This window comes from Olsenella profusa F0195 (genome assembly GCF_000468755.1).
GTDB classification, from domain to species: domain Bacteria; phylum Actinomycetota; class Coriobacteriia; order Coriobacteriales; family Atopobiaceae; genus Olsenella_F; species Olsenella_F profusa.
Window position 1 is genome coordinate 26,063 of the sequence record NZ_AWEZ01000064.1, and the last position, 12,218, is coordinate 38,280.

Below are 12,218 nucleotides of genomic sequence, written 5' to 3' on the forward strand. Positions count from 1 at the left end.
GGTCAGCTCCTCCTGCGGCAGGCGTCCCGGGATGTCTGGATCCCAGACAGTACCTGTCCCACCAGCTCGTCAGGGGGCAACGTCGCATCGAGGGGACGCGCCCTCCCGTCGCGCCTGAGCCAAGAGAGCTGACGCTTGGCGTAGTGGCGCGTCCTTCGCTTGATGAGCTCGCGAGCCTCATCCAGGGAGCAATCGCCCCTCAGGGCGGCGAGCACCTCCTTGTATCCAATGGCCTGCCCAGCCGTCATGCCCTCGGTGAGCCCCTGCGCCCTGAGGCTCTCGACCTCCTGGACGAGTCCCTGGGAGAACATCCGATCGACTCGCGCATCGATGCGCTCGTACAGCACGGCACGTGGCAGCATCATGGCATACAGCTGCGTCAGGTAATGGGGGGTGCGCTGCCTGAGACCCTCGTGCTGGCGCGCATAGCTCACACCCTCGTCGAGCATCTCGAGGGCACGCACCACGCGCCGCATGTTATGGGGGTGAACGAGCTCGGCGCTCTTGGGGTCGCGCATGGCAAGCTCCCGATGAAGCGCCTCGGCACCCTCCGCCTCGGCCATCCGCTCCCACCTCAAGCGCGTCCCACTGCCACGCCTGCCCTGGGGAAACGACACCTCGTCTATCACGGCGTCGAGGTAGAGGCCCGTACCGCCGCAGAGGATGGGAACCTGCCCTTGGGACAGCAGCACGTCGACGCATGCGCGCGCCTCGGACTGGAAGCGTTTGACGGAGTAGTCCTCGCGCACGTCCGCCACGTCCACCATGAGGAGCGGAGCCTCGCGCCCGGCAGGAGGCGTCTTGGCCGTGCCGATGTCCATGCCGCGATACACCTGCATGGCGTCCACGGAGATGACGGCGCCCCCCAACCTCATGGCAAGCGCATCGGCGAGCGAGCTCTTGCCTGACGCGGTCGGGCCAACGATGGCCACGATGGGGCCGGGGGATGTCACCGTGGACTCCCCACGAGCGTTCCACGCAGGAACCAGGGGCGGGCGTCATCCACCCGCACGTCACAGAGCTTGCCCACGTACTCGTCGCACGCATGTCCCTCGGGCAGGGCGAAGAGAACCGTCTGGCTCTTGGGGCCATGGCCCACCATCATGTGGTCGTTGCGCTTGGAGCTGCCCTCAGCCAGCACCTCGATGGTGGCACCGAGCTCCTTCTGGCTGGCGGCGAGGGCGCAATCCTCGACCACCCGTGCCAGACGGCCGAATCGTCCCTGAATGACCTCACGAGGGGTGTCATCCCGCATCCGCGCCGCGGGTGTGCCAGGGCGCCGTGAGTAGATAAAGGTATAGGCCGAGCTAAAGCCCACCTCCCGTACGAGGGAGAGCGTCTGTTCGAAGTCCTCCTCGGTCTCGCCGGGAAAGCCCACGATGATGTCCGTCGAGAGGGCGATGTCTGGGATGGCGGCGTGCAGTGCCGCCACGCGCCTGAGGTACTGCTCACGCGTATAGGTGCGCCTCATGGCGCGCAGCACCCGTGTGGAGCCGCTCTGCACGGCAAGGTGCAGGTGAGGCATGACCGCCCCCACGTCCGCCATGGCCGCAATCGTCTCGTCCGAGAGGTCCTTGGGATTGGAGGACGTGAAGCGCATACGCTCGACGCCCGTCGCACCCACCTCGCGAAGCAGCTCCGCAAAGCGGGGGCTTCCATACAGGTCGCGACCGTAGGAGTTGACGTTCTGGCCCAGTAGCGTGACCTCGCGCACGCCATCCCCCACAAGGGCGGACACCTCGCTCACCACACGCTCCAGCCTGCGGCTGCGCTCGCGCCCGCGCACATGGGGCACGATGCAGTACGTGCAGAAGTTATTGCACCCTGTCATGATGGGCACCCAGGCATGCCACTCGTGCTCGCGGCGGGACGGAAGCTCCGTGGAGAAGCCTCTCCCCTCCTCCTGCGTGTCGACCTGCACATGACCGACCCCCTCATCGAAGGCCGCGGCCAAAAGATGGGGCAGGGACGAGAGCGCACTGGTGCCGAAGACCACGTCGACGTTGGGGATGAGGTCGCACAGCCGCTCCCCCTCGCGCTGCGCCACACAGCCGCCTACGGCCACCACGCGTCGCCCTCCCGGTGCCTGGGGCAGCCGTGCAAGGTTCGTCGCCTCCCCGTAGAGGTGCGTGTCCGCCTTCCTGCGCACGGAGCAGGTCATAAAGACCACGATGTCAGCCTCGGTCGGCTCGTCGACCAGGTTGCAGCCATAGGAGTCCAACAGGCCGCTCACGCGTTCTGAGTCATGGAGGTTCATCTGGCAGCCGAAGGTCCTCACGAAGTAGGTCCTCCCTGCCAGGACGTCATACGCAGGCACTAGGCGACCACACTCGTGGGATCCGTCGGCTCGACCATGGCGGCCTGAGGCGTAATGCGATGCACGTAGATGGCGATGCGTATGGCCGTCCGCGTCTGGCCATTGATCTCGATGTCAGAGAAGGTGGGCGCGCAGGAGATGTCCACCCCCGTCGGGATGAGAAAGCCGCGCGCGATGGCAATCGCCTTGACTGCCTGGTTGACGGCACCCGCTCCGACGGATTGGATATTGACGGGCACGCCGTCCTTGACCATGCCGGCAATGGCACCTGCGACCGACGCAGGCGATGACTTGCTCGACACCTTGAGAAAATCCATGTGTGACTCCCATTTGCCGCATACGCATGTCTGCATGCGCGGTACTTCGTTTGTGGCCCATGACGAGCATTTTCTGTATGGTACAGCATATGGGAAAGTCAATCATCTTGAATGACGGAGAACGTGACCGTAATCTTGTCCGAACGCACACTCACCTGTGGCTCACGTTCCAAGCTGAGATAGTAGCGCTCCGCCAGCCTTGCAAAGTCCCGCTCCATCGCGCGGGAGAACTCGCCCAGGTCATCCTTGGAGACATGCAGGTGGCGCTGGTCACGCGCGAGGTTGACCGACGAGCGTGCGTGTCCTCGGCCAGAGGGTTCGTGCGTGCGGCAGGCAAGGACGTCGCGCAGGGGCCGTATCTGGCCCGAGAGTATGCGATGGGCCGTGCGCTCGCTCACCTCCAGGCCGATGGACGCGGCAATGGATAGCAGGTCGTACGCGTCCGAGGCGAGGGCGAAGCGCTCCACGCAGCCCAGGGTGCCGAAGTCATCCACGAAGAGCAGGCTCGTGGGATCGATGCGTCCCTGGGACACCTTGACCAGGGTCGCCACGATCTCTGCCGGGGAGCCCAGGTACACATGGCACTCCCCCCGCTCCTCGAGGGCAAACTCCACACAGGTCCGGATGACGTTATGGGGGCCGTTCACGACATGTGGGACGCCCTCGTCATCACGCTCGATGATGGGCCAGCTGGACTGGTCGGCACGCTCGGAAAGGGCGCTCGTGTCGCTGAGCACCTGGATGGAGGATCCCTGGCCAGGGGCCGAGCACACCACGCGTGCCGAGAGCACGTTCTCGCGAACGGAGTAGAGGGCCATGCCACGCCCATGGACGCCCCACCGGTCCGTGCGCAGGGCGTCGAGCTTGGAGGTCACACGCGCATCGAAGATGCGGTCCTGGAGGGCCGACGGGATGCCAGCGCCATCATCGATCACCGTGAGGGTGCGGATGCCCCCCTCACGCGAGGAAGACACGAAGATGCTGCGAGCCCCCGCGTCACGGGAGTTTCGCAGCATCTCGATGACGATGTCCTCCAGGTGGCGGATGTCCTGCTGGGCCTGGCGTCGCTCGGCCTCGGAGACCTTCAGGCGCACGTAGCCATCCCCCAGGTTCTCGTCCACCCTGAGCGCACGTTCCCCGCCCATGGCGGAGATGAACCCCTCGAGTGAGCCCGCCCCAGACATCGGAGGCTACTTGGCGATGTCGACGGCGCGGGACTCGCGGATGACCACGACGCGCACCTGGCCGGGATACTGCATCTCGTCCTCGATCTGCCTGGCGATGTCGTGCGCGAGCACGGTTGCCTGGGCATCGGAGATCCTCTCGGGCTGAACCATCACATGCAGCTCGCGACCGGCCTGCATGGCATAGGTGCGCTCGACGCCCTCATGGGCGTTCGAGATCTCCTCGAGCTTCTCGAGGCGCTTGATGTAGGTCTCGGCGCTCTCACGGCGCGCACCGGGACGTGCGGCAGAGATGGCGTCGGCGGCCTGCACGAGGACGTCGAGCACCGTGTTGGGCTCGACGTCCGCATGGTGCGCCTCGATGGCATGGACGATCTCGGGCTTCTCGCCATACCGACGACAGAGGTCGGCGCCGATGACGGCATGTGGCCCCTCCACGTCACTGTCGATGGCCTTGCCGATGTCATGCAGGAGGCCGGCACGCTTGGCAGGCGCCTCGGGAAGCCCGAGTTCGGCGGCCATCATGGCGCAGAGCTGTGCCACCTGGATGGAGTGATTGAGCACGTTCTGGCCGAAGGACGTGCGGTAGCGAAGGCGACCCAAGGTCTTGACGACCTCGGGGTGCAGGTCGTGAATGCCGCATTCATAGGTGGCCTGCTCGCCAGCCTCCTGGATGCGCTCGCCCACGAGGGTCTCCGCCTTCTTGTACAGCTCCTCGATGCGCGCGGGATGGATGCGTCCGTCTGCGATGAGGTTCTCGAGGGCCACGCGTGCGGTCTCGCGGCGAACGGGGTCGAAGCTGGAGAGCACGACGGTCTCGGGCGTGTCGTCGATGACGAGCGAGACACCGGACACCTGCTCGAACGTGCGGATGTTGCGGCCCTCGCGACCGATGATGCGACCCTTGAGGTCATCGGATGGGATGTGCACGGAGGTCACCGTGATCTCGCCCGCCTGGTCGGAGGCACAGCGCTGGATAGCCGTGGATACGATCTCGCGCGCCGTCTTATCAGCCTGGGCACGCACGCGCTGCTCGCTCTCTCGCAGGATCTGTGCCTCCTCGCGCACGGAGTCGGCGCGCACACGCTCGATGAACTCCCGGTGCGCCTCCTCCTTGGTGAGCGCTGCAATGCGCTCGAGCTCGGAGGTCTGCCTGGCATAGAGGCCATCGATCTCGCCCTTGCGCCTGTCTATCTGGCCCTGCATGCTGGAAAGCTGGTGCTCCTTGCGATCCAGCGCGTCATTGCGACGGTCGAGTGACTCCTCGCGCTGCATGACGCGCCTCTCGAGGTCCTGAAGCTCCTGCTTGCGACGCTTCTCGTCCGCTTCGGAGCGCTGCTTGAGCTGAAGGATCTCCTCGCGGGCCTCCACGAGGGCGGTCTTCTTGGCGTTCTCCGCATCGTGCGCGGCGTCCGCCGCAATGCGCTTCGCCTCGCCCTGCGCATCGTCCAATGCCCGGTTTGCCTGCTGAACCTTTGAGTTGTTGCCGTTGGAGACAACGAGGTAGGCGATGAGCGCGCCTACCAGGAGTCCCACGACCCCGATGATGATGTAGATTGGCATGCTTACTCCTCAGATGCTTTGTCCATGTGTTCAGGAGACCGTCCCATGAGAGGCGGAACCCGTCATCCGAGACGCAGCCTGCTGCAAGTACCTGCGTATGAAGAGCTGGACGCAATGCTGACAGAATAGACAAACGCATGGCGCGCATGCGTGAGACGACTCGGAGAACATAGCCATCGTATGTGCTGGCTGGACTGCTGTCAAATCGCTGCGGCAGACGGTGCGCCGCAGGGGCCGGCAATGGGTCAGAGGGCACCCTCGTCTCTGAGCCGGGAGGCAACGGCATGGGCGACGTCGAGCGAGAAGCCGCGTGCGCCCAGGAAGCGCACGACCTTGGCATAGGGATCCCCGCCCGTAAAGCGGCGGTGCGCCGCCACCTCATAGGCGCGCTCGGCCTCCCCCTCATCGGGAAGGTAGGCATCGGGCCAGCCGGGAACATCGGCAGGCTCGATGCCCTTCTGTGCCAAGGCGCGCTCGATGCGGGAGCGCCCCCATCCGGCATATGCCTTAGAGCGGATGAAGACGTCGGCGTAGCGGGCGTCATTGACGATGCCCGCCTCGATCGCGCGGGCGATGCACGCCTCGACGGCGCCCTTCCAATAGCCGTCAGCCAAGAGCTTCTCCCTCAGCTCATGGCTTGAGTAGTCGCGCCTGTTTACGAGGCCCGCGATACGATCGCGTGCCTTGGCCTCCTGGAGCCGTCTGAGCATGGAGACCAGCTCGGTGCGCGATGTGGGGGCGAACTCCCCCGAACGCCGACGACCTCTGGCCGCCTTGCCAACGGACAACGGAACGGCAAGCTCCTCGATGGAGCCGTCGGCTGCCGTCACGGCGATGGTCGCACGAGGCTTTTGCCCTCCGAGGGAAGGGGTGCCCGCCCCTCGTTCGGGGAGCGAGACGCTCCATGCGAGCCCCGACTGATGGGCGGACGGCGCCATGCCGCGCGCCTACTCCGTGCGCTCGGGCTCTGGGGTGGCATCGCCATCGGCGACAGGCTCGCCCACACGCTCGTCACCCAATTCGAGACCGCAGGCGACGCGTACCTTGTGGTCGATCTCATCGCGAAGGTCGGGGTTGGTCGTCAAAAACTCCTTGACGGCCTCGCGCCCCTGACCCAAGCGCTCCTCTCCATAGGTGAACCAGGAGCCTGACTTGGTGACGATGTCGTAGTCCACTGCCATGTCGAGAATGGAACCCTCCTTGGAGATCCCCGTGCCATACATGATGTCGAACTCGGCCTGCTTGAAGGGAGGGGCGACCTTGTTCTTGACGACCTTGACCTTCACGCGGTTGCCGACGTTCTCGCCGTTCCTCTTGATGGAGTCTGTGCGGCGGATGTCCATGCGCACCGATGAGAAGAACTTGAGCGCGCGCCCACCGGGCGTGGTCTCGGGGTTGCCGAACATGACGCCAATCTTCTCGCGCAGCTGGTTGATGAAGATGCACGTGGTGTTTGACCTGGAGAGTGACCCCGCCAGCTTGCGGAGGGCCTGACTCATGAGGCGCGCCTGGAGACCAACGGTCGTGTCTCCAATCTCCCCCTCGATCTCCGCACGGGGAACGAGGGCGGCCACGGAGTCGATGACCACGACGTCTATGGCACCGGAGCGCACGAGCATGTCGCAAATCTCAAGTGCCTGCTCACCTGTATCGGGCTGAGAGATGAGCACCTCGTCGATGTCCACACCGATGCGTGCCGCATAGCCTGGGTCGAGTGCGTGCTCTGCGTCGATGAAGGCGACGACGCCACCCATGGCCTGCGCCTCGGCAAGGATCTCCAGGGAGAGTGTCGTCTTGCCCGATGACTCGGGGCCGTAGATCTCGACGATGCGGCCACGCGGGACGCCACCGATGCCCAGTGCGGCGTCGAGCGCCAACGAACCTGTGGGGATGGCCTCTATCTCCATCGTCGGACCACCGTCACCAAAGCGCATGATGGACCCCTTGCCGAACTTCTTCTCAATCTCTGATGTGGTGACGGAGACCATCTTGTCGCGCTCTTCGCCATAGGTCTTCTCGTGAACCTCACGTGGGGTGCCCTTGCTACGTGCCATGCCGTCTCCTTGTCCTGGGATGCACAGACATCATATGCGAACAGTCGTTCGGTGTCAATCGAACGGCACAATGGTAGCAGCCGTCACTGGCGGCATGCTTGCCAAGAAATGCTGAAGCCTGCATGACAACGTCGCGCCTGACAATGGCGTCGGCAGGCACCTGCGCACAGCGACGGGGCGCGGCGGCTGCGCACGGAGGGGGCGGCCAAGCGGCAGGCCTAGGACTTCAACAACTCGTCACAAAGCAGGCCGAGCGCAACGTACACGGCCTTGCGCCTCACCGTGCCCCTGTCCCCCGAGAACACATGGCGTTCGCTCCGCTCGCCCCGGGAGGACGCCACGCCAAACCAGACCGTGCCAACGGGCTTGCCCGGCTCGGCACCCCCCGGTCCGGCAATGCCCGTGGTCGCGATGGCCACATCGGCCCTCAGCACCCTGCGGGCGCCGGCCGCCATCTGCTCGGCGCATTCGCGCGAGACGGCACCGATGGAGGGCTCGTCGAGGATGGCGCCTTCGACCCCCAGCACCTCGTGCTTGACGGAGATGGCATACGAGACGATGCCACCGCGTACGGCGAGCGAGCTGCCCGGAATGGCCGTGAGCGCACCGGACACGAGACCGCCCGTACATGATTCGGCGGTACCCACCGTGCGACCGTCGCGTGTCGCAGCGCTCACGACCCGTTGCGCCCGCGCAAGGACGTCCTCGTTGGTGCATGAGACATCACCCCTATCCATCGGTGTCCTCCTCGGAGGCAGACAGGTAGGGCCAGGCCTTCATGAAGTAGTCGACGCCCGACCAGGCAGTGAGGGCGACGGCAATCCACAGCAGCACCTGCGATACGCCCATCAATGCCCATGTGGCCGCCAGGATGCGGCCGTATGCCTCCGTGTAGAGGAGGCCGGGTGGGAAGGGGAATGCCCGGAGCGCATTGCCCAGCAGCAGGCCCGCGATGGATGCCATCGTGGTTGCCGTCTTCCACTTTCCAAGGTTGCTGGCGGCGATGACCTCGCCCGCAGATGCCGCCACCATACGCAGCCCCGACACCAGGAACTCGCGTGCCACGACGACGAGGATGACCACGGCACGCACCGAGCCAACCTGCAGGAGAAAGACGAGCGCCACCACCACGACGAGCTTGTCCGCGATGGGGTCAAGGAACTTGCCGAACACGGTGACCTCGTTGCGACTTCTTGCGAGATAGCCATCGAGCTTGTCCGTGAGGGACAGCAGGATGAAGAGGATTGCCGTCACGATCCAGAGGACGCCCTGGCACGACCCCGGCGTCACGGCAAGCTCGGCGACGAGGAGCCATGCGGGAACGAGCGCCACGCGGGCGCAGGTCACGACATTGGCCAGCGTCCATATGCCCCTGTGAGCCATCAGCTGCCTCCTCCACCCTTGACGACCTCGCCAACGAGCTCATAGCAGAACGAATCGACCAGCCGCACCTTGAGCACGTCACCCACCGTAGCAGTGCCCTCCTCGATGTGTACGGCGCCGTCGCAGTCGGGTGCCTGGAACCAGGCGTGCCCAATCAGCTCGGTCCCCTCCTCGCCCTCCTCGACGCCATCGATGATGACATCGGTGACCTCGCCCACGTGCTTGGCGGTGGCGGCGAAGCCCAACTGCTCCGCGACGTCCAGGAGACGCTGTGCGCGATCGAGCTTGTCCCCCTCGTCCACCTGGCCGTCAAGGTGGGCGGCACGCGTGCCTTCCTCGCGGGAGTACGGGAAGACGGAGGTGTAGTCGAACTCCTCCTCCCGTACGAAGTCGAGTAGTCCCTCGAACTCCTCCTCCGTCTCGCCGGGAAAGCCCACGAGTCCCGTGGTCCTCAGCACCATGCCATCGATCTCGCGGCGCAAGCGGGCAAAGAGCGCACGCAGCTCGTCCTCGGAGCCAGACCGTCCCATGCGTGCGAGCATGCGCCCGGAGCAGTGCTGAATGGGGATGTCGATGTAGTCGAGTACCTCGGGCGTGTCCCGAATGACACTGATGAGGTCGTCTGTCATGCCCTCGGGCTGGAGGTAGAGCACACGCACCCACCCCTGGTGGGGGCGCACGATCCCGGCCACCTGGCGCAGCAGCCACGCAAGGTTCGTCCCGTCGTCAAGGTCGCTGCCCCAGATGCCCGTGTCCTGCCCGATGAGGACCACCTCGCGCACGCCACCCTCCATGAGGGAGGCGACCTCGGCGAGGATCTCCGGCGCGGGGCGGGAGAGGTAGTGCCCGCGGATGTAGGGAATGGCACAGAACGTGCAGTAGCGGTCGCAGCCATCGGAGATCTTGACGTAGGCACTCGTGCCCTCCACGGTGCGCAGGCTCGTACTGCTTCCGATGCTGGTTCCCGCCACCTCCCGGCGGACGCGGTCAATCCCGAGCACGTCATCGACGACTCCCACGATGCCGTCCTCCTCGTCGGCGCGCACGAAGGCGGCGACCTCGGGAAGCTGATCGGGCAGCTCGGCACCGTAGCGCGAGGGCACGCAGCCACACATGATGATGGGCCGCGAGCGCACGCCGTCCTTCACGTCATCCGCGAGCTCGAGTGTCGCCTCGATGGACTCCGAGGTGGCGGCGGCAAGGAAGGAGCAGGTGTTGATGAGCACGACGTCCGCATCCTCGACCTCTGTGACCTCGCCAAAGCCACCTTGCAACAGCAGGGCGCGCATGCGGTCGGTGTCCACCTCGTTCTTGGCACAGCCAAGCGTCACGAACAGGCAGGTGCCCAACGTGCTATCGGTAGTTGGCAAACTGGAGGGGCTGGCCATAGTCAGCGTTCCTTAGCATGGAGATGACCTGCTGGAGCATGTCGCGCGAGGGGGAGCTCACCCGGAGCTTGTCTCCCTCGATGGTTACCTTGCACTTGAGCTTGAGGGCGCGCACATCCTTGGAGAGGCGCCCTGCCGTCTCCTTGTCGATGCCTTGGACGAAGGTGCCCGACTGCCGTACCGAGGCGCCGGCCGCAGCCTCGACCCTGCCCCAGTCGAGTGCCGAGAGATCTATCTGGCGTCTGGCGAGCTTTGAGCCAAGCATGTCGCGCACCTGGCCACAGACGAACTCCGACGGCGCGCCTATCGTGAAGGTGGCGTCCCGCTTGGAGAAGCTGATGGTGGCGCCGGTCTGCTTGAGGTCGTAGCGCTGCGAAAGCTCGCGTACGGCCTGCTGATAGGCATTGTCAGCCTCCTGCAGGTCCACGACGGAGACGATGTCGAAGCTGGACTCTTTGGCCATGATGCGCCCTTTCTGGTAGGTGGTCGTGCGATGTGGCTAGCTCTTCTTGCCCGTGGCACCCGGCGAACCGGAGTTGGAGGTCGTGCCCTTGCCGTTGGTCGAGCCACCCGTTGATGAGGACGAGGAGCTCCCCTTGCCGCTTGTGCCCGAGGACGAGCTGCCGTTCGATCCGCCGGAGCCACCAGAGCCTCCCGAGGTGCCCTTCGATGAGTCCGAGGAGGATCCCGTGCCGCTTCCCGAGCCGTCTGTGCTGGCAGGGGTGCCCTGGATGGTGATGGTGCCCAGCCCGGAGGCCTTTGTCTCGAAGCTCTGCGTCTCTCCGTTCTTGGAGACCGTGACCACGGAGACGTTGCTCACATGGATGGTGATGGACTGCGTGACGGTATAGCTCTGATCCCACGGACCCGTCACCTGCTGTGCCATGACGCTCTTGCCATCACACTTGATCTCCACCCACGAGACGCCGCCGCTGGCAACGGAGACCTCGACCTCCGTGGGTTCCGTGGAGGTCTGGTCGGTTGGGTCCGTGGCATCGCCCATGGAGTCGGAGGGGTTCGAGGTGCTCTGCGTGCTCTGGCTGGATGACGTCTGTGCCGTTGTCTGCGTGGTGCTTACGACCGAGCTTCCGCGCGCGTCACGTTGCGCACCACTCGCGCAGGAGCTCACCGAGAATATGATGATGGCCGTGAGTATGGCCACGATGACGAAGGTGAGGATCACGAGACGGCGGGTCTCCCCACCCAGGATGCCTGAGGGGACCCTGCGATTGCGCGGGTCAGACTGGCCTGCACGACCGCGGTTTGCCCCCGCACGCCGTCGCACCCTGGGCCTATCGACACGCACGATGTTGCGCGAGGAACGCCGACCCGTGGCAGTGGATGCCGCCTCGTAGGGGCTGGCGGTGCCGTAGCGCAGGTCATCCTCGAAGTCGCTTGGGGTGACCTCACGGCGTGTGATGCGCCCGCCCGCGCTGGGCGCAAGTGGCACGTCGTTGCGGCGCGCACGCTCGGATCGCGTCTGGCGCGTGCGCGTGCGGCCATACTGGGAAGCCCTGCGCTGCTCTTGCTCGCGCGTGACGTCGCGTCCCGTGTAGCGCCGCTCGCCTGTGCGGGAGCGGCGGCGCGCCGCCTCGTAGACGCCCCCCTCCTCGCCCTTCACACGTGCGGGCGAGGTGGTCGCGTAGTCATCGAGGTCACCAGCATAGCCGCCCGACGTGGGGAGCAGGCCTCGGCTGCCCTGGTAACCCGTGGGACTTGCGGCAGCGCCACGGTCCCTGCGATTGCTGCGGCCAACCTCCCGTTCCCATGCATGCAGGTCGGACGAGAACTGCTGGGTGATCACGCGGGGGTTGAGTCCCAAGTAGCGCGCATACGAGGAAAGCATGCCTTGGGCATACCCGCTCTTGGGCATGTTGCCAAAGTCGCCATCCTCAAAGGCGATGAGCACCTGCTCCTTGAGCTTCAGCTGCTCGGCCGCCTGCACGACGGATAGGCCCAGCCTGCGGCGGCGGTCGACGAGCATCTCGCTAAAGCGTGGACGAGCCACAGGA

Annotated in this window: 12 protein-coding genes; all 12 read right to left on the minus strand. The window is 65.4% G+C overall.

Features of this window, described 5'->3' with window-relative positions:
• Positions 1–2: 2 nt before the first annotated feature.
• The 12 genes from miaA to HMPREF1316_RS10400 all read right to left on the minus strand — a co-directional run bounded on the left by miaA (position 3) and on the right by HMPREF1316_RS10400 (position 12,214).
• Entirely contained in the window at positions 3–953 is a 951-nt protein-coding gene (miaA, locus tag HMPREF1316_RS10345; protein ID WP_021726950.1) for a tRNA (adenosine(37)-N6)-dimethylallyltransferase MiaA, read from the minus strand.
• Positions 950–2,257 carry a tRNA (N6-isopentenyl adenosine(37)-C2)-methylthiotransferase MiaB gene (gene miaB / locus HMPREF1316_RS10350; protein WP_084620959.1) on the minus strand — a complete coding sequence of 436 codons (1,308 nt, stop codon included), beginning with the start codon at positions 2,255–2,257 and terminating at the stop codon, positions 950–952. The genes miaA and miaB overlap by 4 nt, the downstream gene beginning before the upstream one ends.
• Positions 2,258–2,316: 59 nt before the next feature.
• The gene (locus HMPREF1316_RS10355) at positions 2,317–2,634 is read right to left on the minus strand and encodes a stage V sporulation protein S (protein WP_040652276.1); all 318 of its coding nucleotides are present in this window, start codon (positions 2,632–2,634) and stop codon (positions 2,317–2,319) included.
• A gap of 98 nt (positions 2,635–2,732) precedes the next feature.
• The gene (locus HMPREF1316_RS10360) at positions 2,733–3,818 is read right to left on the minus strand and encodes an ATP-binding protein (protein ID WP_021727002.1); all 1,086 of its coding nucleotides are present in this window, start codon (positions 3,816–3,818) and stop codon (positions 2,733–2,735) included.
• 6 nt (positions 3,819–3,824) lie between these two features.
• Positions 3,825–5,381 (minus strand): ribonuclease Y, encoded by a 1,557-nt coding sequence (gene rny / locus HMPREF1316_RS10365; RefSeq protein WP_021727023.1) that lies wholly within the window; start codon positions 5,379–5,381, stop codon positions 3,825–3,827.
• A 245-nt stretch (positions 5,382–5,626) separates the two neighbouring features.
• Positions 5,627–6,211, minus strand: a complete 585-nt coding sequence (locus HMPREF1316_RS10370; protein WP_051332998.1) for a regulatory protein RecX — start codon at positions 6,209–6,211, stop codon at positions 5,627–5,629.
• Positions 6,212–6,328: 117 nt separating this feature from the next.
• Positions 6,329–7,435 carry a recombinase RecA gene (gene recA, locus HMPREF1316_RS10375; RefSeq protein ID WP_021726999.1) on the minus strand — a complete coding sequence of 369 codons (1,107 nt, stop codon included), beginning with the start codon at positions 7,433–7,435 and terminating at the stop codon, positions 6,329–6,331.
• Positions 7,436–7,653: 218 nt separating this feature from the next.
• A complete protein-coding gene (locus tag HMPREF1316_RS10380; RefSeq protein ID WP_021726934.1) occupies positions 7,654–8,172 on the minus strand; it encodes a CinA family protein in 519 nt (172 codons plus the stop codon).
• A complete protein-coding gene (gene pgsA, locus HMPREF1316_RS10385; protein ID WP_021727036.1) occupies positions 8,165–8,818 on the minus strand; it encodes a CDP-diacylglycerol--glycerol-3-phosphate 3-phosphatidyltransferase in 654 nt (217 codons plus the stop codon). Before pgsA ends, HMPREF1316_RS10380 begins: the two co-directional genes overlap by 8 nt.
• Complete coding sequence (gene rimO, locus HMPREF1316_RS10390; protein ID WP_021726990.1) at positions 8,818–10,206, minus strand: 30S ribosomal protein S12 methylthiotransferase RimO; 1,389 nt, start codon at positions 10,204–10,206, stop codon at positions 8,818–8,820. The genes pgsA and rimO overlap by 1 nt, the downstream gene beginning before the upstream one ends.
• Positions 10,172–10,669 carry a YajQ family cyclic di-GMP-binding protein gene (locus tag HMPREF1316_RS10395; RefSeq protein WP_021726935.1) on the minus strand — a complete coding sequence of 166 codons (498 nt, stop codon included), beginning with the start codon at positions 10,667–10,669 and terminating at the stop codon, positions 10,172–10,174. The genes rimO and HMPREF1316_RS10395 overlap by 35 nt, the downstream gene beginning before the upstream one ends.
• Before the next feature lie 36 nt (positions 10,670–10,705).
• A complete protein-coding gene (locus HMPREF1316_RS10400) occupies positions 10,706–12,214 on the minus strand; it encodes a helix-turn-helix domain-containing protein (protein WP_021726974.1) in 1,509 nt (502 codons plus the stop codon).
• Between the last annotated feature and the right edge of the window lie 4 nt (positions 12,215–12,218).

Bases quoted from the DNA above. Each gene is read 5' to 3' on its own strand.
- miaB (WP_084620959.1), bottom strand. From the start codon at position 2,257: ATGAACCTCCATGACTCAGAACGCGTGAGCGGCCTGTTGGACTCCTAT.
- HMPREF1316_RS10355 (WP_040652276.1), bottom strand. From the start codon at position 2,634: ATGGATTTTCTCAAGGTGTCGAGCAAGTCATCGCCTGCGTCGGTCGCA.
- HMPREF1316_RS10360 (WP_021727002.1), bottom strand. From the start codon at position 3,818: ATGTCTGGGGCGGGCTCACTCGAGGGGTTCATCTCCGCCATGGGCGGG.
- rny (WP_021727023.1), bottom strand. From the start codon at position 5,381: ATGCCAATCTACATCATCATCGGGGTCGTGGGACTCCTGGTAGGCGCG.
- recA (WP_021726999.1), bottom strand. From the start codon at position 7,435: ATGGCACGTAGCAAGGGCACCCCACGTGAGGTTCACGAGAAGACCTAT.
- HMPREF1316_RS10380 (WP_021726934.1), bottom strand. From the start codon at position 8,172: ATGGATAGGGGTGATGTCTCATGCACCAACGAGGACGTCCTTGCGCGG.
- pgsA (WP_021727036.1), bottom strand. From the start codon at position 8,818: ATGGCTCACAGGGGCATATGGACGCTGGCCAATGTCGTGACCTGCGCC.
- rimO (WP_021726990.1), bottom strand. From the start codon at position 10,206: ATGGCCAGCCCCTCCAGTTTGCCAACTACCGATAGCACGTTGGGCACC.
- HMPREF1316_RS10395 (WP_021726935.1), bottom strand. From the start codon at position 10,669: ATGGCCAAAGAGTCCAGCTTCGACATCGTCTCCGTCGTGGACCTGCAG.